Annotated in this window: 21 protein-coding genes and 1 pseudogene; 1 reads left to right on the top strand and 21 read right to left on the bottom strand. The window is 71.2% G+C overall.

Annotation, left to right across the window (positions count from 1 at the left end; translation table 11 throughout):
- From MXD60_RS20610 to MXD60_RS20545, 14 genes and pseudogenes are all read right to left on the bottom strand, one after another.
- Window positions 1-3434: pseudogene (locus MXD60_RS20610) on the bottom strand (hypothetical protein); the annotation flags it as partial.
- A gap of 50 nt (window positions 3435-3484) precedes the next feature.
- Window positions 3485-3970: a hypothetical protein gene (locus tag MXD60_RS20605; RefSeq protein ID WP_248820973.1), complete on the bottom strand. Its 486-nt coding sequence runs from the start codon at window positions 3968-3970 to the stop codon at window positions 3485-3487.
- 3 nt (window positions 3971-3973) lie between these two features.
- Window positions 3974-4255, bottom strand: a complete 282-nt coding sequence (locus MXD60_RS20600; RefSeq protein WP_248820972.1) for a hypothetical protein — start codon at window positions 4253-4255, stop codon at window positions 3974-3976.
- Window positions 4255-4485, bottom strand: coding sequence for a hypothetical protein (locus tag MXD60_RS20595; RefSeq protein WP_248820971.1), 231 nt, complete (start codon window positions 4483-4485; stop codon window positions 4255-4257). Before MXD60_RS20595 ends, MXD60_RS20600 begins: the two co-directional genes overlap by 1 nt.
- On the bottom strand, window positions 4482-4835 hold the full coding sequence (locus tag MXD60_RS20590) for a hypothetical protein (RefSeq protein ID WP_248820970.1): 354 nt from the start codon (window positions 4833-4835) through the stop codon (window positions 4482-4484). Before MXD60_RS20590 ends, MXD60_RS20595 begins: the two co-directional genes overlap by 4 nt.
- Window positions 4835-5215 (bottom strand): hypothetical protein, encoded by a 381-nt coding sequence (locus MXD60_RS20585; protein ID WP_248820969.1) that lies wholly within the window; start codon window positions 5213-5215, stop codon window positions 4835-4837. The genes MXD60_RS20590 and MXD60_RS20585 overlap by 1 nt, the downstream gene beginning before the upstream one ends.
- A gap of 62 nt (window positions 5216-5277) precedes the next feature.
- Window positions 5278-6111: a phage capsid protein gene (locus MXD60_RS20580; RefSeq protein WP_248820968.1), complete on the bottom strand. Its 834-nt coding sequence runs from the start codon at window positions 6109-6111 to the stop codon at window positions 5278-5280.
- Window positions 6112-6183: 72 nt separating this feature from the next.
- Window positions 6184-6996, bottom strand: a complete 813-nt coding sequence (locus tag MXD60_RS20575) for a hypothetical protein (protein WP_248820967.1) — start codon at window positions 6994-6996, stop codon at window positions 6184-6186.
- 1207 nt (window positions 6997-8203) lie between these two features.
- Window positions 8204-8551, bottom strand: a complete 348-nt coding sequence (locus MXD60_RS20570; protein ID WP_248820966.1) for a hypothetical protein — start codon at window positions 8549-8551, stop codon at window positions 8204-8206.
- 41 nt (window positions 8552-8592) lie between these two features.
- Window positions 8593-9729: a phage minor capsid protein gene (locus MXD60_RS20565; protein ID WP_248820965.1), complete on the bottom strand. Its 1137-nt coding sequence runs from the start codon at window positions 9727-9729 to the stop codon at window positions 8593-8595.
- Window positions 9730-9909: 180 nt separating this feature from the next.
- A complete protein-coding gene (locus tag MXD60_RS20560; protein WP_248820964.1) occupies window positions 9910-10716 on the bottom strand; it encodes a hypothetical protein in 807 nt (268 codons plus the stop codon).
- Between the two features lie 12 nt (window positions 10717-10728).
- Window positions 10729-10887: a hypothetical protein gene (locus tag MXD60_RS20555; RefSeq protein ID WP_248820963.1), complete on the bottom strand. Its 159-nt coding sequence runs from the start codon at window positions 10885-10887 to the stop codon at window positions 10729-10731.
- On the bottom strand, window positions 10884-11078 hold the full coding sequence (locus MXD60_RS20550) for a hypothetical protein (protein ID WP_248820962.1): 195 nt from the start codon (window positions 11076-11078) through the stop codon (window positions 10884-10886). Before MXD60_RS20550 ends, MXD60_RS20555 begins: the two co-directional genes overlap by 4 nt.
- Window positions 11075-13480 (bottom strand): hypothetical protein, encoded by a 2406-nt coding sequence (locus MXD60_RS20545; RefSeq protein WP_248820961.1) that lies wholly within the window; start codon window positions 13478-13480, stop codon window positions 11075-11077. The genes MXD60_RS20550 and MXD60_RS20545 overlap by 4 nt, the downstream gene beginning before the upstream one ends.
- Before the next feature lie 51 nt (window positions 13481-13531).
- Here MXD60_RS20545 and MXD60_RS20540 point away from each other — a divergent pair, with 51 nt between their 5' ends.
- A complete protein-coding gene (locus MXD60_RS20540) occupies window positions 13532-13804 on the top strand; it encodes a helix-turn-helix domain-containing protein (protein ID WP_248820960.1) in 273 nt (90 codons plus the stop codon).
- A 425-nt stretch (window positions 13805-14229) separates the two neighbouring features.
- Here the strand turns inward: MXD60_RS20540 and MXD60_RS20535 are convergent, their stop codons facing one another.
- From MXD60_RS20535 to MXD60_RS20505, 7 genes are all read right to left on the bottom strand, one after another.
- A complete protein-coding gene (locus tag MXD60_RS20535; RefSeq protein WP_248820959.1) occupies window positions 14230-15093 on the bottom strand; it encodes a hypothetical protein in 864 nt (287 codons plus the stop codon).
- Between the two features lie 15 nt (window positions 15094-15108).
- Window positions 15109-15546: a hypothetical protein gene (locus MXD60_RS20530; RefSeq protein ID WP_248820958.1), complete on the bottom strand. Its 438-nt coding sequence runs from the start codon at window positions 15544-15546 to the stop codon at window positions 15109-15111.
- Complete coding sequence (locus MXD60_RS20525; RefSeq protein ID WP_248820957.1) at window positions 15543-16103, bottom strand: hypothetical protein; 561 nt, start codon at window positions 16101-16103, stop codon at window positions 15543-15545. Before MXD60_RS20525 ends, MXD60_RS20530 begins: the two co-directional genes overlap by 4 nt.
- Window positions 16100-16648: a hypothetical protein gene (locus MXD60_RS20520; RefSeq protein ID WP_248820956.1), complete on the bottom strand. Its 549-nt coding sequence runs from the start codon at window positions 16646-16648 to the stop codon at window positions 16100-16102. Before MXD60_RS20520 ends, MXD60_RS20525 begins: the two co-directional genes overlap by 4 nt.
- Window positions 16649-16677: 29 nt before the next feature.
- On the bottom strand, window positions 16678-17550 hold the full coding sequence (locus MXD60_RS20515) for a hypothetical protein (RefSeq protein ID WP_248820955.1): 873 nt from the start codon (window positions 17548-17550) through the stop codon (window positions 16678-16680).
- Window positions 17551-17822: 272 nt separating this feature from the next.
- On the bottom strand, window positions 17823-18605 hold the full coding sequence (locus tag MXD60_RS20510) for a DNA-methyltransferase (RefSeq protein WP_248820954.1): 783 nt from the start codon (window positions 18603-18605) through the stop codon (window positions 17823-17825).
- A gap of 15 nt (window positions 18606-18620) precedes the next feature.
- Window positions 18621-19544, bottom strand: a complete 924-nt coding sequence (locus tag MXD60_RS20505) for a hypothetical protein (protein WP_248820953.1) — start codon at window positions 19542-19544, stop codon at window positions 18621-18623.
- Window positions 19545-19688: the final 144 nt, after the last annotated feature.

Below are 19688 nucleotides of genomic sequence, written 5' to 3'. Positions count from 1 at the left end.
GGGGCGCGGCCCCGCGCCGCCCCGCCGCACCCGCCCGCGCTCGGACCCCCGGGGGCCGCGGACACCGCGGCCACGGGGATGATCGAGTCGGACTGTGCCCACGCCTCCGCCAGCGGGACCGCGGCGACGAGCGCGACGGTTGCCGGTGAGGCTGCGGCGCCGCCCTGTGCTGCCGCTGCGGCCACGCCGGCGAGCACCGTGACAACAGCCGGGCTGGCCGTCGAACTCGCCGACGGTGTGACACCCCCGACGAGCACCACGACACCGACAGGGCCGGGGCTTGCGGTCGAGCTCGCGGACATCCCTGCGGCCGGGACCGCGACGACCGCGGCCACCACACCCGGGAGCGCCGTCGAACCGGCCGTGATAGCCGGCGCCGGCACGAGGCCCACTGTGGCGAGCGCGCCGGCGGCGATGATGCTGTCCGCGCGCACCCCAGCGGCAGGAACCGCGGCCGTGGCGGTGACCGCGGTCGGGGTGGCCGCACCGTCGGTCGCGACGGACGGCGCGGGCACCGCTGCGACGGCGGCGACGGCCGGCGGGGTCGAGGTCGCACCGGCAGTCAGATCCGCGCCGGGAACCGATGTGGTCGTGCTGGTGGTGCCGACGGCCGCCGCGGCGCCGCCGCCGGCGAGGGCCAGGGGCAGATCGGCGACGGCGGCCACGGGGCCGGGTGTCGCCGTGCCCCCGACGGTGAGGGCCGGAGCGGGGACGGCTGCGATCGCGGCCAGCGCGCTCGGGGTTGAGGTCGCAGACGCCGATACGACTGCGGCCGGCACGGCGACGCTGGCGGTGACCGTGGTCGCGCCGACACCGATGACCGTGACGATCGCCGGCGCCGGCACCGCGGCGAGAGCGGTGACCGTGATGGCCGTGAGGGTGCTGTCCGTCCGGAGCCCAGAGGCTGGCACGGCCGTGACGGCGGCAACCGCCGCAGGGGATGGCGCGGCGCCACCGCCGGCGGCCGGGACCGGAACAGCCCCGGCCGCGCTGACCGTGGCCGGGGCTGCGATCACCCCCGCCGCGACCGCAGGCGCCGGCACCGAGGCGGCGGCGGTCACGACGGCCGGGGACGGGCCGGCCGCGGAGAACACGGTGGGCGCCGGGATCGACGTCACGGCCGTAGCGGTGGCCGGGGTCGCGGTGGAACTCCCCGAACCGGCCGGGCCGGGCACCGCCGCGACGACCCCGACAGGACCGGGCGCGGGGGTGGCGCTGCTCGTGAACACCGGCGCCGGCACGGCCACGCCCGCGGCGACAGCGGCCGGGGAGACCGTCATCCCCGCCACCGGGGCAGGCGCCGGGATCGTGCTCACCGCGGTGACGGTGTTCGGCGCGATCCCGAGGACAGCAACGGGGACGTTGGCGGCGACGGCGACCGCGCCGGGTGTGGCCGTGCTCGACGTGCGCACGTCCGGCGCGGGCACCGCGGTGAGGGCGGCGACGGTGGCGGGCTGGGAGACCGCGCCCGCCGCGAGCACGACGGCCGGCACAGCGGCGACCGCCATGACCTGTGCGGGCGCTGGTGTCGCGTTGGAGTACAGCGCCGGAGCCGGCACCGCGCTGACGGCGACGACCGCGGCGGGCGCCGCGGACGCCCCGGCCTGCGCTACCGCCGGCGGAACCCCCGCGGCCGCGGCCACCGCGCCCGGGGTGGCTCGCACCGCCACCGCCGCCGATGGCACCGCGGCGACGGCGGTTACGGCACTGGGTGCCGCCGCCGCACCGCCCTGCGCCGCCGGCCCAGGAACCGCGGCGACCGCGGCGACCGTGGCAGGTGCGGGGGCGGACCCGGCCTGCACCGTGGCCGCAGGGACCGACGTCGTCGCCGCGACCGCGGCCGGGGTGGGTGCCTGTGCGGCCTTGACCGCCCACATCAGGCCGGCGCCGGCCGCGTCCGTACCGGTCAGCGTGACCGTTTTGCTGGTGACGGTCAGCGGTGTTGTGGTGATCGCGTACTGGATGAGCGCCGACAGGGCGTCGGCCGTCGCGTTGGAGTAGTCCGGCAACTTGAGCCAGGTCAGGCTGTCGCCGGTCAGCGCCGTTGTGCTGGTCAGCGTGTCGTCGCGGATTCCGGCGACGACGACCATGCTGCCGGCGGTCGCCGTGGTCAGGCCAGTGATCGGCCCCATGGCTGTGGTGCTCGACGCGGTCGAGCTGCCCGTGCCGACGGCGTCCTGAACGCTGGTCGTCGCGTTGCCGCGGAACGCGTGGATCTGCGAGGCGTGGTTGTCGTTTCCGCCGCCGCTGTTGCTGGTGTAGGTGACCGTGGGGGCGCTGTCCCCCGCCTGGTACACCCGGTGGTACAGGGTGATCCGGGCGAGGCCGCTGGTGCCCGTGTTCCGGAAACTCGTGACCTGCGTCCACCCGGCCGGTGTCCCCGGAGTCGCCGGACCGCCGGTCCCCGACCAGGAGACGACACCGTCGACGAGGACGAGGAGGTCGTCTTGGCGCACCCCGGCTGGCAACCCCGGGCTGGTCCCGGCCGCGGTTGCCCGCGCGGGCGTGCCGGACGCGACGAGCGCCAGACCGTTCCAGCCGGCGGACACTGCGGGCGTCGACACCGTCGACGTGGCGGTGACCGCGGCCGGGCCGGTGGTGGCGCTCGCCGCTGGGGTGGCGGCCGGGACAGCCGCGACCACCGCGACGGCGGCGGGGGTCGCGGTCCGGGAGAACACCGGGCCAGTGATCGACGTCGTCGCAGTGACGACCGGCGCCGCGATCGTGGACTCGACGACCGGTGCCGGAACCGCCGTGACCGCGGTGACGGTGGCGGGCGTCGGGCTGGCGCTGCTGGTGAACGTCGCCGCCGGCACGGTGGTTGTAGCGGCCACCGCGGCTGGCGCTGTTGTGGCGACGACGGTGTTGTAGCTGTCGAACGTGATCACGCCGGCGGTGTCCGCACCCGAGCGGAATGCCCTGGCGCGGGGGTAGACGGCGGTGAGGTTCGCGCCCCAGGTGGGGGCGGTGGCGCTGTGCCTGTTCGTCCAGGTCAGCCCATCGGGAGACGTGTCCCAGTAGATCGTTCCGGATGCCTCGCGGATCCGGAGCCAGGCATGGGCGGTCGCGTCGTAGGTGAGGTCGACCTGGGTGCCGACGACCGCCCCGCCGGTGAGGACCACCGCGGACAGGGTGGCGGCGCCGTTGCGGTACCAGCGGATCCGGTTCGTCCCCGACGTCTGGCTGTCCGAGACCTCGAGTGCGGACTGGATCGGCCCGGTCGACGCGGGGAAGGTGACCTTCGCGAACGCGAACGAGTCAGTGAGGTCCTCCGCGGTCGCCCGGTACAGGCTGTACACCGTTGTTTCGACGGTCAGCTCGACATGACCGCCGCCCGCGTCGGATACCCAGGCGACGTTCGTCGTGTTGGTGCTGCCCCACGCCGCGCCGACGGCCGTGTCGAACGTGTCGACGCCCACCCCGGTTTTCGCCACCGCTGAACCTCCAGGGGGTGGCGGGGCGGCGGACGACGGGACCTAGATCGTTAAGGTGTGACGTCCCAGCTGAAGCACACCCCCCCTGTCCAGTTCACCCCAAAGACCCCGTTATTGGTCGAATAGTCCGCCCCGAAATTCACGAACACAATCCCCGGGTCACCGGACAGCGCGTCGGCGTAGAGCAGGGCACCGCGGGCGTTGGTCAACGTCGTGGCCGACACGGCGACGTTGCCCATGCCGTAGCTGACCGTCCCACCGGTACTTGTCAGCGTCGGCGAGGTCGACGTCGCACCGGTCGCCGCCGCGGACAGGGCCACACCACCGGTCGCCCACCCGGTACCGAACACTTCGCCAGTCGCGTAGGCACCCTGGCCGAAGGCGGCGTTCGCGGCCGTGGCCTCGAAATCGGGGGTGATGGTGTTGGCGTACAGGGCGATCTTGTGGGTGGCGAGCGAGAGGTCGATCGCGAGCTGCGTCGCGTTGAACGCAGCGATGATCACCTTGCTGTAAAGGCCGGATGCGGTGATCGCCACAGGTCAGCCCTCCTCTCCGGTAACGACCGCGTCGCCACCGACCAGCGGCTGACCGACCGGCGCCATCGTGGCCCGATGCTCGGCCAGCGCGACGGACGCCTGCTCGTAGGACTCGGCCACCGCCGGGTCGTCGGGGGCCTGGCGGACCGCGTCCTGCGCGGCCTCCAGATCGGCGGCGAGCATCAGCGCGCGGGCCGGGCCGCGGAGCTGCGCGAGGAGCTGCTCGCGGCCCTCCACGCTCAGCCCGCCGACGAGCTGCGACAGCTCGTCCGGATCCTTCGGCATCAGCGTTCCTCGGTCTGTGTGGCCTGCACGTGCAGGCGGGGGGCGTGGACGGTGACGTCGACCCGGTCATCGCGGGTGGCGTGCTCGGTAACGACGCCGCCGAGCTCGTCGGTGACGGCCTTGAACGGGACGCCGGAGTCCGGGTGCGCGCGGCCCTCACGCACCCGGGGCCGGGTCCGACCACCGCGGAGATAGCCGACCGACCGGATCTTGTCCGCGAACGCGGTCACGAGGCGCCGCCGAACCGGTCGATGAGGTCCTGCTTCGTCATCGCCTCGGCGTCGTCCGGCCTCACCTGGTGGACCTTCACCGCGTAGCCGACCCACTCAGGCTTCGGGGCGCTGCGGTGCGGGAGCATCGGCTTGTCCGTCGCGAAGATCTCCCGGCCGGTCTGCTCCGATTCCGACGGCCCGTCGCCCGCAGGCCGGTGCCACGTCGCCGGCCCCGGCTCGCTGGCCTGGGTGACCATGCCCTTCGTCAACTGTTCGGCGATGTCCGGGTGCAAAGGCCAGTCGTGCTCGTTCAGCTCGCCGCCGTGCCGCAGAAACACGGTCAGCGGTGCGGCGTCCTCGGCGGCCATCAGGTGGCCAGCGGGACGAGGAACGCGGTGATGGTGCCTGCGTGCGCCGCCTCGATGTCGATGTTCAGTGCGGCCGTGCCGTCGGTGTTCTTCTTGAGGAACCTGCCGGACTCGAACGGGCCGATGAACTGGACGCCGGTCGTCGCGACCACGGTCACCGTCAGGTCGCCGAGGCCGGCGGCCCACGCGGGCGGGTAGTCACCCGCCTTGATCGTGATCACATGGTCGGAGCTGTGGGTGTTCGTGACCCGCAGGACCGTCTGCTCGGGCCGGGCGCTGTTGATGACGTGGCTGTTCGTCGCGTCGATCGCCGTGCCAGCTGGCTGCGCGACGTTCCCGTTCGGCACCAGGGTGGTGTAAGGAATCGAGGTCCTTGCCATGTCGCCCTCCTTTCAGGCAATAAAAAAAGCCCCGTGAAGGGGCGGAAGAATGGTCGGGGGGATCAGGTCATCGACGCGACCATGGTCGCGATGCCTTCCGGACGGATCACCTTGGAGCCGTATACCGCTATCCCGCGCATCCAGTCGCCGATACGCTGCTCGGAACGACCGGCCTCCGTCTTGGTGAGCTGCCGCGCGAAAGTGATCGCGCGGTTGGTGCCCGCCATGACGGCGTAGTCGTCACCGGTGACCAGGGGTGCGTTGTTTGACACCCGGATGTCGAATCCGAGTGCGCGGCCGACCTGGCCGTTGTAGAGCGGCTCCGTGGTCTGGCTGTTCATGTAGGACACGAACTTCTGGTTCTCCAGGAGCAGCGAGTGATACCAGGGCGGGCAGACGAGCCAGCGGCCCTCCTGGGGCACGTTCGCCTGGTCCAACCGCAGCTTCAGGAGGCGGATCTGGGTGTAGGCGATGTCGGTGTTCGTGACCGCGACGGTGCCGAGGCGGTTCGCGGTCTGCGCCTGGGTGTAGAGGGCGGCGATGTACTGGTCGATGGTGTCGGCGAGCGCGTAGGCGGCTTCGGACATCGCTTCGGAGACGACGTCGGCCTTGGCCTGGGCCTTGTCGACGTCGTCGACGGTGACCGCCCAGTACTTCTCCTGGTCGACTACGAGGGAGCGCTGAGCGTCGGTCAGTTCCTCATAGTTGATGTTGCTGTTCCGGGTGTAGCTGTTGATCGTGGGCCGCGAGATCGACGTGATCTTCACGGTGTTGCCCGCGGACTGGATCTCGCCCTCATAGTCAGTATTGCACAGGTCCGCATAGACCAGGCTCTTCTTGAGGGAGGACATCAGCGCGGACGTCCAGATAATCGGCACAAACCGATTGATGGCCATCTTAATCTCTTTCAGGTGGTGCGGAAATTCCGGTCAGTCGCACCACCCGGGCGCGTACTGGAATGCGCCACCTCAGATGAGGTGGGACAACTTGCCTTCACGGCGAAGTGCGTCGATACGCTCAAACTGGCCGTCTGCGGCCATCGCGTTGACGTCTTCCATAGTGATCTGGGGCTGATTCCCGGACCCGCCGGGAATCGGTGCGCCGGAGCGCGACGGAACACCCCGCGCCGGCTCCTGGCCAGCCTGGAGAGCCCGAAGAATTGGGGTGGATTCGCCGGTCTCGCGGACGAGACTCCCGACGGTCGTCCGGAAATCGTCGGCGGTCGGATCGAGCGTGTCGGCGGCGTCGAGGAACGGCTGCCACTTCAGCAGCGCGGCCGGGTCCAGCCCGTGCTCGACGGCGGCGACGAGCGCGGCCTGGGTGACCTCGGCCCGCTGCGCGGCACCGGCCGCGTAGGCGAACAGGTCCTGAAGGCTGTCCGCGGTCACCTCGGAGACGTCGAGGCCGGCAGCATCGGCGATGGTCTGCCGCAGCTCGGTGCCTGCCTGCTCGGCCTCGCGGTAGCGGACCCGGTAGCCGGCCTCACCGTCACGCGCCTTACGGATCTCGGTCTGGGCCCACTGGGGGAGCCGGGAGATGTCCCGGTCCGAGTCCGAGGCGTGCCGGGGCTGCTGGGCTGCGAGCGCGGCGGCGAGGGACTGCGGGGTGATGCCCTGCTCGGCCAAGCTCAGCCCGCCACCGGAGGCTGCGGGGGCCTGCGCGGCCGGTGCGGCTGTCTGCGCCGGGGGGGCTGTCCGGGCCGGCGCGGGAGCGGGGGGTGTGGGGGCCGGTGGGATGCCGGCGTCGGCCGCAGGGTCACCGGTGGGGGCGTCGTCGGACACGCATGGCTCCAGGCATGACGAAGGCCCGCCACCCGGGCGGGCCTCGAAGGATGTGGTTGGGGAAACCCCCAGGTCACGGGGGAGATGTCGGGTTACGCTCGTGCGCGCGGGGACGGGGTGGCAGGCCGGCGGGTCGGGCCCTCAAGGGCTGGGGTCGCGCCCGGCCCGGTCCCCGCACCTGGAAGGGCCCGGGTCGACGTCGGGCGCGGGACGCCGTGCCACCGCTCACGACGGCGAGACGGGCTGGCGGGAGGCGGGGCACTACCGGCCGACGGGTCGGGCTCTGAAAGGCCGGATCGCTACCGGCCCGGCCTCCCGCCCCCAAGTACGATCAGTTGGCTGGTGGGGCCGCTGACGATGGCGAGTCAGGACCGGCTGTAACCCGGTCGCCGAGAGGCTCAGGGGGTTCGAGTCCCTCGCCCCACACAAGGCGGAGGCTGGTCGGATCCACCCGGGTGCAGGCCGGCCAGCCCGAGCCTTCTGTCGGTCAGCTCCCGGATGTGCCGGTGGTCCGACGTCGTGGCGCCGGCTGCCTACGCTGACCGGCGGGCGGGGTCCGACGCTGACCGGACGAGCCGGACGTACGCCGCTGACCAGCCTGCGAGCCGCCATTGGACCTGCGCTGCTCGCCTGGGTTCGGCCGGCGATGCCGCGCAGCCTGACTGACGGCGCGGCGGCGGGCGGCTTGGCGGACAGCGTCGCGTTGGGCTGCGGCCTCCAGCTCCGGTGACGACTCCTGTCCACGGGCTAGTAGGCGGCGATGGTGCTGGGCGCCGCTCTCGTCGCGGCCGGCCTGTTCCTGCTCGCTTTGGTGGCGGACCTGCGCGCGGGCCCGGTCCACCTCGCCGTCGCGCATGCCTGAGTTGAGTGCCCGGCCGCGGGCGGCTGCGCGGTGCTGCCGGTGGGCCTGCGCTGCCGCGCCCAGCGTCGTGCTGGGCGGCCCGCCAGGCGCACGGGTACCGACGCGGACACGGACCGGGCCGAGGCGGACGCTGTGCTCACGGCCACCCTGGCTGTTGGCGCCGCCGTGGGAGGCCCAGTAGTGGCGTAGCCCTGCGGCGATCGCTGCCCGTGCAGCAGCGGAGGCGGGCCGGCGGGGCATCAGTGGGCCTGTTGGATGAGCCAGACCACCCCGACGATGATCCACGTCAAGTGGAACAGGGCAGCAAGCAGGGCGTCGATGTCCGAGCGCACGATGGCCTCCAGGTCAGCGGAAGAATTCGCGGAATGCCTCTTGCAGGGCTCCGGCGAGGGCGCCGGGGGGGACGGCGTCGGTGATGTAGTGCGCCTGCCGTCCTGGCAGGTGGTGGTAGTCGAGACGCTCATGCTGGATAGCCCCGTAGGGTTGACCGTAGGCGACCGTCACGCTGCGGTCGGCCACCGTGGCCTTACCGGTGCGCAGCAGATGTCCCTCGCGCAACGGCACGAGCGCCTGCGATCTCGCCAGCCACTGATGCCCGGCCTTCTGGAGCGCCCGGCGGCGGACGACCGGTATCCGCCCGAGGATCCGGCTGCCGTGCCAGTCCGCCCGCACCCGCATACCACCGGCAGCCATCGCGGCCTCCGGGGTGTGAAAAGCGGTGGCATGTTATGCCGTCAGACGGCCCGTTCGACCTTGTCGCCTGGCTTCCGGACCTGCTCGCGGCTGGAGTAGCGCAGCAGCTGCGGGTTCGCGGCGAGGAAGTCCCGGAGCCCGGCCTGCTGCTGGCGGACGCTGTCGCGGGCGCGGCGGACGGCTGCGGCGTCGGCCGCGGACTCCTGCGCGGCCACCAGCTGACGCTTCGCGGCGCGGATGCGGCGTTCATGTGCGCGCTGCTGCTGGGTGGCCTTGTAGCCCTGCTCGTCGTGGGGCTGGTGGGCCTTCTGGAGCTCGCGGGCGGCATCTGTCCCCGAAATGGGGGTCAGGGAGTGGCGGCAGCCAGGGTGCCCGAAGCCGCGGGCGTACGCCTCGTCGATGCTGGCGTAGATCTGGATGCCGCGGGGCGCCCGGGCCCCGGCACGGATCGACAGAATGCGGCCCTCGAAGGGGGCGCACTCGGCGCATCCGAACGGAATGTCGGGGACGCCCACGAGGTCGATGCCGTCGGCCCGGTACTGGTCGAGCGCCCCGGCGATCGTGGCCCTGGCGAACGCGGCCCGCATCGCCATCTCGGCGTAGGACTCGGCCCGCCAGCGTCGGCCGGCCTTGTCGGTGAACCCGGTGATGCCCTCCTGCGCGAACCGGGCGAGCACCCGCTGGGACGCCTCCAGCCGGGTAGCCGGCTCGGCCAGCGCCGGGGCGTACACCTCGGCGACGATCCGCCGGTAGATGTCGTCGACGCCGCGCAGCACCTGAGGGTGGAACTCGCGGATCAGCCGGCCGGCGAGCTCGTCGCGCATCGGCGGCCGGACCGGCCCGGACCGGCCCCGACCGCCGGGGGATTCACGTCGCGGGGCCTGGTCGACGTCGAGGCGGCGCATCCGGGCGATCTCGCGGGCCGCTTCGTCCGCGCCGATCTGATACGCCTCGTCGATCAGCGGCGGCAGCTCCCGGGCGACCTTGGCGGCGGTCAGGCCGATCAGCTTCTGCGCGGCCCGGCGGAGCAGGCCCCGCTTCCCCAGGGCGCCGCCGAGGGTGCCCTTGCCCAGGCCCACCGCTTTCGCGATCTTGCCGATCAGGCCGGTTTCGAGGTCCTCATACGCCTTGCGGATGCGGTCGCCGAGGTGGGAGGCGTCATCCGGGGTGGGGGCCATCCGACCCCCAGGTGTGTTACTGGCCGCGGGACCTCAGGAAACGATCTTCTTTGTCGTAGTCCGGGTCGCCAGGCTTGAGGGTCACCATCGCATCGCCGATCATCGCCCGGCCGTCGCCGACGGTCCGTGGCGCGCGGATCGACCCGTCAGGGAGCCGTGTAGGGAGCATGGCCGGGGATTCTAGACCAGGGTGTCGAAGAACTCGCTGAGTCTCCGGCCGAGGCGCTCGACTTCCGCGTCATAGCCGGTCTTCCCGTTCGGCGCACCCAGCCCTTCGGCGATCTTCCGATTGCGGTTCGGGTCGTCGCGGTGCTTGTTCCACTGGACGTAGCCCTCCGCGAACGATTCCTGCTGGCCCTTGCCGTGTTCCTGCGCGAAATACCAGTGCAGGATGTCGTGCCAGCGGGCCTGTTTCACCGCCGGCCAGACGGGGAGTTTCCGGTTCTGCGACGGCCAACCCAACGCATGGTCCAGCGCATGAGCGGCTTCGTGCTGGGCGGTGGAGGCGCCCCCGCCGTCGATGGTGCCGATCGCTGCGACCCGGGTCCTCGACGTGTACATGCCCAGGGCGATCTGGCCGTCCCGATGGCCCCACACCTGGTCGATCAGGTCCTGCCGGCCATGGGCCTTGTAGACGTCGATGGCCCGACCCTTCGCGATCAGTAGTCCGCCGCCCTCGACGCCGGCGAAGTGCCGGGCGAGACGCCGCTTATGATCTTCGGGCATTGCGTCCAGGTCGATCAGGGCCTTTTGCACGGCTGGGTCGTCGCGGTCCTTGACCCGAAGCCGATCGCCGTAGACCGCGCGGAGGCGCTGCTCGGCCTGTTCGTACTCGTGGGGGGTGCGTCCGGCGCGGTGCCGGCCTTCCTTGCGGCGGCCGAGGATCGCCGCCGTGTCGCTGCCGGCGCTGCTGGTGCGGGCGAACCGGCCGCGGGCGTCCCGCTTGTACGTGCGGGCGAGGTGGGCGAGCTTCGGGCGGGCCACCACGCCCCCGCTCGATCAGTCCGTGTCGCCGTCGACCTGCTCGTGGGCGGCGTTCGCCCATGCCTCGGCGTAGAGCAGATCCGGGTCCTCGCCTGCGGCGGCCCGGCGGAGCAGGTCGAGGAGGTCTTCGCCGCGGATGACGTGCCAGCCGAGGCCGGGGGGATCGGTGCTCAATGGCAGCTCATGACGATGACCTTGCCGGCATGGATCGGATAGCAGTTCGTTGGCCGCCCGACCTGCGATGGACCGTTGGGCGATGGGCCGCCGACGTCGAACACGGCGAGCAGGATGGCCGCGGCGATCAGCAGCGCACCGGCAAGCCCGATGAGGGCGTAGGCGAGCCAGGGCGGGCACTTGCGGATCACTGGAATGGGAACCCTCCGCCGTTGTCGCTGCCGTCGTCTTGGCCGGTGTCGCCCTGGTCGCCGCTGCCGTCGTCCATCGGGTCCTGCCCGAACGGGGGGCCGCCGAGGGGCTGTTCGCCACCCATGGCCATCGGGTCCTGCGGGGCCGCAGCCTTGGTGTCCTCGTCCATGCGGGCGAGCTCGTCCTGGATCTGGTCCTCGTCCCAATCGGGGTGGAGGAGTTTGACCAGGGTGTATTTGCTCGCGGCTGAGGCGGCGAAGATGGCCTGTGCGGTCTGGGCCAGCGTGAGCTGGTCCGCATCGGCGAGGGCCGGCCAGGACAGTTCCGGCGGCCCGTCCGGGATCACCGGTGCCGCGGGTGCGTTGGGGTCGAGCGCGGCGTTCGGGTCCTGCCCGTCGCCTGCCATCTGGCCGGGGTCGGCGGGGGGCTGCCCGGCGGTGCGGGCGAGCGCTCCGAGCGTCGGACCCGACCGGCCACCAGGCTTGCCTGGCTGTGCGGGCGGTGTGCCGGGTGGGGTCTGGCTGTCCTGCGCGTCGCCGGCCGGCTTCTTCCCGAACGGCGGAGCGCCCTTGCCCTTGCCGAACGGGCGGCGCTTCCCCCCTGCGGGCTGGGCGGTGTCGTCGTCCTGCTCGGGTTCGGCGTCGTCCTGGCCCTGCTGCTGGCCGAACGGCTTGCCCTTGCCTGCGGGCGCCTTCGCGTCGCCGGGGGTGGGCTTCGTACCGGGCGGGCCGGGCGCGGGTTCGGCCTGCTTGCCGGCCATGGGCTTCTGCCCGTCGGTGCCCGTGCCCTTGCCGGGTTCGGCCGGGGCGTCGCCGGGCTGGGGCTGGCCGGGCTTCGGCGCGGTGTCCGTGGCCGGCGGAGCGGCCTTCACGCCGGCGAGCGCGGCGTCGAGCAGCAGCCAGGTGTAGAACAGGTCGCCGAGCGCGTGATCCCAGTAGCGGATCTTCTTCTCGCGGGTCAGGACGCTGCGCTTCTCGCGGGCGTTGACCTCGGTCGCAGTGGCCGCCCCGGCGCCTTCGGAGTCCGACCCGAACGTCTGCGAGCTGTAGCCGGCGCCGCGGACGATCGCGTCCATCAGCGCCCGGGCGGTCCGCTCGTGCTCGTCCACGCGGATCTGGAACTGCGTCGCGGTGATCTGCGGCGGGCCACCGGGGACGGGCAGGAGGTTGAGGGGGGTGTAGACCTCGCGGTCCTCATCCCAGGTGGCGCCTTTGCCGCGGCCCTGGGATTCCAGGTACTGCTCGGGCACCTGGATGCGGGCCTTGCCCAGCCGGATGTCGCGCATCCACGACGTCATGACCTCGTCGAGCTGGTCCATCAACGCCAGGACGGGCGGGGTGTAGTCGGAGCGGCCGAGCGGGGCGAGCTGCGGCAGGCGCCGCCACTGCGGGGCCGGGCGCATGTTCGGGATGTAGCAGGCCGTCAAGCGCCCCTCAATCGTGGGGATCTTGTTGCCGTTTTCGAGGCTCTCGACGAGCCCTTCGAGGTCGGGCGCCTCGGACAGGGGGATCGCGCGGCCGAGGTTGTCCCGGTCGCCCTCGTACAGGCCGTGGAGGATCTGGCCGCGTTCGTGGCGTTCGAGGTGGCGGATGACCTTGCCGCGAGACTCGCGCGGGTCGGCGCTGACCAGCTCACGCCAGAACGTCACCGCCCACAGACGGTCGAACCTGAACTCGGGTACCGCCGAGTCCGGGTGGACGACGCTGATCCACGGGCCGTCCTGCAACTCCTCGTCCCAGACCAGGCGGAGGTACACCCCGGACAGGGCGGCGGCGATCTCGGCGGCTTCGAGCAGGGTGGCGTCGAGCATGGAGGCTTCGCGGAGCTGGTCGAAGCGTTGCTGCGCCGGGTCCGGGGGGACGTCGGGGGCGTCGACGGGTTCGGCCGTCGGTGGTTCGGGGGGTAGGCCGGTGAGGGGGTGGGGTTCGGCCGGGTCGACTCCGGCGTCGTCCATCGCGGCGGCGTGGTCGTCGGCGGCCTGCTGGTCGGCCAGATCCTGGGCGTCCTGGACGGCGGCGTCACGGTCGGCCCGTCGGGCGTCCTCGTCTCCCCAGGTGACGGTGATGGCGCGGCTGAACAGCAGGTCGGCAGACGCGGACGCGATCTCCGAGGCCAGCGGGACGTGGACTTTGGTGCGCTGCTGCTGCGGGCTGGTCGGCTGGCCCCAGAACCAGCGGGCGACCGCGCCGACGACGCCGCCGCGGTGCTGCGCCGGTCGCTCGAAGCTCCGCTCGGATGTGGCGGCGGTGTCCGCGCTGCCGCCGTAGACGGCGGACAGCTTCTCCGGGTCGCCCTCCCACCAGGCGGCGAGGCGGTCCATCTCGGCGAAGGGGGCGCCGAGGTGGGGCGGGGGCCAAGGCGTGTTTCCGCCGGCGGGGAGAGGCAACGCAACCCCTGTCATCGGCTCATCATGTTAGAATTTCAGACTATGGGACGAGAAAGGCGACACGAGGTGCGCGGCGAAGGTCAGGAAATCGGACAGACTGCCGATCGGGTGATCGAGCGACTCCGCGCGATCCGCACAGCACGCGGGATCAGCCAGGCCGGCCTCGCCGCACAAGTCGGGATGGCCCGCAGCGTCCTGTCCACCGCCGAAACCGGCGGCCGAGCACGCGGGCTGACGCTCGTTGAGGCGCTGGCGTTGTGCGCGGCGCTCGACGTCGACTTGGCCCGGCTACTTGACCCCGCGCCCTACGAGGTGCCGACCGGCACGATCACCGTCTGAGCCGACAGGAAACCCGACGCGCTGCACGTCGAGATGACCAGCCGGCTCGGTCCCCGCGCGGAACGCCCAGCCTCCCCCGGGCGGGGGAAGCCTGCGGTCGAGCCGCCGTTCCCCGGCAAGCGGTGAGGATCGTGTGCGCCCCGCCGGCCTGCTCGCCTGCGGCATCCCGGCCGCGAGCCGGACGTCGAAGCGCCGTTCTGACAATCGAGGAGAGCTGTGACCACCATGACCGACGACGACCCGACCATCTGCGCCCCGCTTCGTGACCGCCACTTGGGCAGGGTCAGGCGCAAGGCCCACGGATACCGGTATTGCCCGGATTGCGGCGCGGAGTGGGACGAACGCAACCCGCGCACTGACCAGCCGCCGTACCCGGGCCGTCAGCCGTCCGCGGGCTCGTAGCGGGCGGCGAACACCCCATCGGGTCACGCCCCGGGCGGGACCGCAGGCACACCGGCCCGCTCGGCAGCCATGAGAGCACGGCTGGCCGGCGTATGGCCGGCACGGCGCTTGCCGTAGACGTCGAAATCGGCTTGCAGATCATGGTGGCCGGCGTCTGCCCGGTGACGCTCCCGCTGCTTGGTTAGGTGCTCACGGTGGGCGTCGAGGAGCGTGGCGAGGCGATGCCCGGCAGGGAGAGCAGCGAGTGCGGCGTTCGTCTCGGTGATCTGCTCGTCGGCCGCGCGGAACGCCGCCCGGGCACCGATGGCCGCAACGCGCTGCTTGGCCGCGACCTGACTGTCGCCGATCCGGCCAGTCGCTTCGTTCACTGCCGCGCGCCTTGCCGCGGTCTGCGCCGCATCCGCCCGACTGCGGGCGTTCCGCATGAGAGCGGCATCCGACGTCCCGCGCATGGCGGTGAATTCCGTAACGTGGCGGACCGCTTCGGCCTTCGTCTTCACACCGCCGCCAGTCATCTTAATACCCGCTTTGCGGGTGCGATGATCGAGGGCATGCCAGCGGCCATTCTGTTTCTCAACAGAGAATTTTCCGTCGGCGGTCGCGTTACCCTTCCATGCGAGGTTACTTCCGTTGTCCGCCAGCGGGAGTGCACCCAGGTGTGTGCCCTTCCCGACGTGAGCAGACTTCGGTGTGGCCTTCGAGGTTGAGCGTGCCTGGGCGGGCGCGGTCAGACTCGTTTTCTTCGACCGCGGCTTGGCTGATGCTGCTAGCTCGGCGAGTTTCTTCCGGGTCTTCTCATGGACCCCGCACACGCTGCCGTGCTTCGCCCGGTTCTTACAGCGGGTGCCTTTGAGGGTGATCGCCGAGCATAGGGCGGGCACCGCCATGGGATCGGCTCCTCGTCAGTCCAGCCAGACGATCCGCGTCGCCCCGCCATGCCCGTGGATCTGCTCGGCGTGTTCCATGCGGTCCCAGTGGACGGCGGACGGCCGGTCGCCACGCCAGCGAACATCCGCGCTGCCGTCGGGCCAGCGGACCCCGTCGGCCACGATGCCCGTGCCGCTGACCCCGCTGACATCAACCTGGCGGTCGAGCTGGAAGCGCCGTGGTGCGTCCGAAGCCGTTCCCGCCCGATGGTTGCGGATCAGGTTCCACAGCCAGTCCGCATCCGACTGGGCGACGTGATGCTTCCCGTCCGGCGGGCCGACCAGCAGCCACACGGGTTGGCCGTCGTGGTCGACTTCGGGGGAGACGCGGACACCCCAGTTGCGTGTGGCGGGGTTGCGGTGGCCGTCCGGGCAGAACGGGCAGTCGGGCTGTCGGCCGTCGGAGACGCTCACAGGGTGCCGTTCCTGACACGCTGCCAGCACAGCCCCGACGCGAGCGCGTCACAGACAGGGTCGTGCGGGGTGAGATCGAGCCGGCCGGAGAGCTTCCGCCGGTCGACATCCGGGTCTTCGCCGGCCGTCAGGAGGGCCGTGCCCAGCTCGTGCAGCGGGTACGGGCCGTTCCACTGCCGGCCGGGGATGTCCAGCTCGACGCAGGCCCGGAACAGGCCGGCCTCGACGGGGGCGGCGAAGTCCCCGACACAGTCCGCCCCGTCGCGGTGTTCCAGCCAGAACGCCCAGAAGGCATCCAGCAGCTCGACGCGGGTCTCGTAGCGGGGGAGGTCGACGACCGGGACGACATGCTCACGCACCCACGGGTCGGTGACCACGTCGGGGTCGAGCTGGCCGGCGAAGCGGGGCACGGGCCCGTCGGCCGTGTCGCCGAGGACGACCGCTCCGATCGCCCACACCGGCCCGTACAGGCCGTCGGTCTCAGCGTCGAAGCTGAAGACCTTCCCGGCGCCCCGTGGGGGCAGGGGCATGTCGAGCGGGCACGGGTCGGCGGTCACACGGCCCCGTTCCTCGTACGCGCGGACCGGGCGATCTCGGCGGCCAGCACCTGCTCGACGTCGACCATGCCCCCCTTCTGCTGGGCTCGGTGCACGGCGACCGAGGGCCGCCGAGGCTTCGCAGCCAGGAACTCCCAGATCCGCGCGGCCTCGGCGTAGAAGGGGGCCGCATCCTCGGACGCGGCTCGGGTCGCGCGTTCCTCCAGCTTCACGGCCAGGGCGCGTAGGGCCTCGCGAGGGTCGGTGTACTCACCGGGAGGCGTCTCCAGAAGGCTCCCGCCGGGCCAGAACGCGACCTTCTCCCAGCCTTCCGTGCCGATGGCGGCGAGGGTTTCCCGGCCGGTGTCGTACACCCGCACGCCGGCACGGTGCTCGATCCGGCCGTCAGGGTGGAACACCTGGACGGCTACGCGGGGATCGAAGCGCAGCTCGTCCGAGTCGACGATCAGCGCGGGCGCGGTTGCGATCGGAGTGCGCTCGTCGGGTTCAGGTCCTGGGTCGGCGGTGATGACGTGGACGAACCGTCCTGATGACGGGTACGGCAAGGGGGCTCCCGAGGGGTATACAACGCCGGTTATTTCGTGAGCAGGTCGCGTAGCGCCTCGCGGGCCTCATCGGGGGTCGACCACGGCCCCCGCTTCAGGGCGGCAGCGACGTCGACCTTGTCGGCCGATGCCGTCCACACGTTCCGGTCGTTGACGTCGTCCAGCAGGTGCTCAACTCCGGCCGCATCCGCGACTACATTTCGGATACTTCCCATGTCGTTCTTGACCGATTGCCGGACGGTGTAGGCCGTCAGGACCCCGCCGCGGGAGGCCACAGCCAAGTCACCGATCCGGGTACCTGGGTTCCACGCGCGTGCCGGGGCCCGGTTCTTCGTCGAACCTGTCCGCTCCCCGGGCAGGATCTGCTGCTTGCCCTGCGTTGGGCCCGAGTTGCCGTATACGCCGGGTAGGTCGCGTTCCTGGTGTTGCATCGTCCGTGAGCTGATCTTGTATCCGGTGGTCTGGTCGACCAGCGACTCGACGATTGACTTTTTCGTCGACCCAACCGCCGTCAGATCATGATCCTTCGCGAAGGTGCGGAGTTGAGTGACCGTCATCCCGTTGAGGATCGCCGCAGCGTCCTCGCGGGAACCGGCCGCCTGGAGGCGACCCATCGCCTCCTCGGGAGCGACACGCTCGGCGCGAGACGTCTTCGCCCGGGGGGCACGGGCGAGTTTCCCGAGCGTCAGCTTCTGACCCTCATCTCCATTCCGGTCGACCGTATGGGCGCCGACACGGGCCGGGGTGAGACCGTCCCGGAGTTCGTCGTGTTGGATCGCGGCGCGGTTCAACCGGGCGCCGACCGTCTGGTCGACGAGGCCACCGACCAGATCCTTCTTAGTCCGGCCGGACGCGGTCAGGTTGTTGTCGCGGGCGAACGTCCGGAGCTGCGCGATGGTCATGCCCTGGAGTGCCGCAGCGGCCTGCTCCCGGGTCTCAGCGCGGCCTAGGTGTGCCATCGTGTCGCCGTGCTCAGGCCCGCTGGTTTTGTGGGGTGCGGTATTGCGGCCGGCGAGTTTCGCGAGGGGGACACTGCCCGCCTTCGCGCCGTGCTTGTAGTTCTTGTGGACGCCGCAGTAGGGGCTGCCGGGGCGGGGCTTGTTCTTGCAGGGCATGCCTTTGACGGTGATCGCCGCGCAGTGGGGGCCGGATGACACGAGGGGCTCCCAGGGGTTCAGACGGCGTCAGGTAGTTCGAGAAGGCCCTGCCCAGCCGTGGCCGGCAGGGTGTCACCCGCGGCTGTGGCGAGGCGCTGGCGGGCGAGCGCCGCGTAGTGCGGGGTGATCTCACAGCCCGCGAACCTGCGACCCTCAAGGAGCGCGGCGAGGCCGGTCGTGCCCGAACCAGCGAACGGATCGAGCACCAGCCCACCGGGCGGGACGATCCGCACCAGATCCCGCATCACCGTCAACGGTTTCTCCGTCGGATGGGAACGGCCTTCACCGACCGGCGCGACACCCTCATGCAGCCCCGGATGCACCGCGCCACCCGAGGGCATGCGGCCGTGAGAGCCCCAGACGATGAACTCGGCCTGGTTGCGGAACCGGCCTTGCTGCGGCCGAGCCCGGTGCGCTGGTTTGGCCCAGACGTTGATGCCGCGCCACACCCAGCCGCCGGCCTGCAACACGTCGGTCATGGTGGGGAGCTGCCGCCAGTCGGTGAACAGGCAGACCACCCCGCCCGGGCGGACAACCCGGTGGGCTTCGGACAGCCACAGGGTGGCCCACAGCGCGAAGCCGTGGCCGTCCCGGTTGTCTCCGGAGAAGTCAGGCAGGCTGGCGCCCGAGTAACTGCTCTGGGCGTATTTGATCGTGGAGCCGGTGGCGCGGTCGGAACGGAACTGGCCGCCGGAGCTGTAGGGCGGGTCGGTGACGAGTGCGTCGGCGTGGCCGGTGGGAAGGGTGGCGAGCCAGGCGAGCGAGTCACCCTCGTGGAGAGTCCAGGGCGAGGCGTCCACGTAACCTCCGGTCAGCTACTGGCTTGCGTATGTGACCATCGGGTCGGTGTTTGCGCGCAGGGCTGCCAGCGCCCGCGCCTGGTTCCTTAGCTGCTGTCTCCGATCCCACGACGATGCGTTTATGGTGACAGGCAGCGCCAACCTCCATCTGGTGACACCGGTCGGAAGTCCTGACCCGAAACGTGACCTTCCGGTCTGCTCGAATTTGGACACTGTGACAGCTTTGATCGGCGAGCGATCCAGGTATTCGTTGACCTCATAGCCATAAATTCCGAGGAGGCGCCCGATCTCAGCGTCGGTGGCTGGCTTATCGGTCAGCATCTGCGCGACAGCAAGGTCTTTTGCCTCGAATGTATGCCCATCGACCGTGATAGATCCGTCCGGATGTTTCGTGGCAGGCTGATTGAAGTCTTGCTTGAAGAAGTAATCGTCGGGGGCTTTCTCGACGAGGCGTTCCACCGCGCTATTGTGTTCGCCGACGCGATCCCGGTAGTCATCGCGGCGTTCCTTCTCCGCTTCGATGATCGCGGCATCACTCCGCTGTTTGGCGATCTTCCGCCATTCATCGAAGGGCATCGAGTGGGGATCGAGGTCTTCCATCAGCGCGCTGACATCGATCCCCAATATCCGTATTTTATTGCCATCGCCATTTCCGAGTCGCATTGATGGTGGAGGAAGCTCCTCGTCGGATTTATTGTCTACCGAGTCCGGCTTCCGCCGGTTTCCGCCTGGCATGTCGGGTAGGTTGCGTTCTTCGTGTTGCGTCGTCTTAGAGCTGGCCTTGGAGCCCATGGACTGATCAACGAGGCTGTCGACGATCCCCTGCTTCTTCGACCCGACCAGTGTCATGCCACGCTCAGCCGCGAATGCGCGCAGCTGGGTGACCGTCAGGCCGGAAAGGATCCCCGCGGCCTCGTCGCGTGTCTGCGCGCCTTCCAACGCCTTCGCCGCGTCGGCAGGGGAGGTCTTGGACCGGCCGGCGGGTGCGCGGCGGGCCTTCGCGAGCCCGGGGGGGGGGGGGGGGGGGGGGGGGGGCGGGCGGGGGGGGGGCGGGGGGGGGGGGGGGGGGGGCGGGCGGGGGGC

This window comes from Frankia sp. AgB32, assembly GCF_023243045.1.
Classification (GTDB): Bacteria; Actinomycetota; Actinomycetes; order Frankiales; family Frankiaceae; genus Frankia.
The sequence above is the reverse complement of the archived record's forward strand: the minus strand, read 5'-3'. Positions and strand labels throughout refer to the sequence as shown.

Excerpts from the sequence above, each read along its gene's own strand:
- MXD60_RS20600 (WP_248820972.1), bottom strand. The coding sequence starts at position 4,255 with ATGCCGAAGGATCCGGACGAGCTGTCGCAGCTCGTCGGCGGGCTGAGC.
- MXD60_RS20590 (WP_248820970.1), bottom strand. The coding sequence starts at position 4,835 with ATGGCCGCCGAGGACGCCGCACCGCTGACCGTGTTTCTGCGGCACGGC.
- MXD60_RS20585 (WP_248820969.1), bottom strand. The coding sequence starts at position 5,215 with ATGGCAAGGACCTCGATTCCTTACACCACCCTGGTGCCGAACGGGAAC.
- MXD60_RS20580 (WP_248820968.1), bottom strand. The coding sequence starts at position 6,111 with ATGGCCATCAATCGGTTTGTGCCGATTATCTGGACGTCCGCGCTGATG.
- MXD60_RS20570 (WP_248820966.1), bottom strand. The coding sequence starts at position 8,551 with ATGGCTGCCGGTGGTATGCGGGTGCGGGCGGACTGGCACGGCAGCCGG.
- MXD60_RS20565 (WP_248820965.1), bottom strand. The coding sequence starts at position 9,729 with ATGGCCCCCACCCCGGATGACGCCTCCCACCTCGGCGACCGCATCCGC.
- MXD60_RS20545 (WP_248820961.1), bottom strand. The coding sequence starts at position 13,480 with ATGACAGGGGTTGCGTTGCCTCTCCCCGCCGGCGGAAACACGCCTTGG.
- MXD60_RS20535 (WP_248820959.1), bottom strand. The coding sequence starts at position 15,093 with ATGGCGGTGCCCGCCCTATGCTCGGCGATCACCCTCAAAGGCACCCGC.
- MXD60_RS20515 (WP_248820955.1), bottom strand. The coding sequence starts at position 17,550 with ATGACCATCGCGCAGCTCCGGACGTTCGCCCGCGACAACAACCTGACC.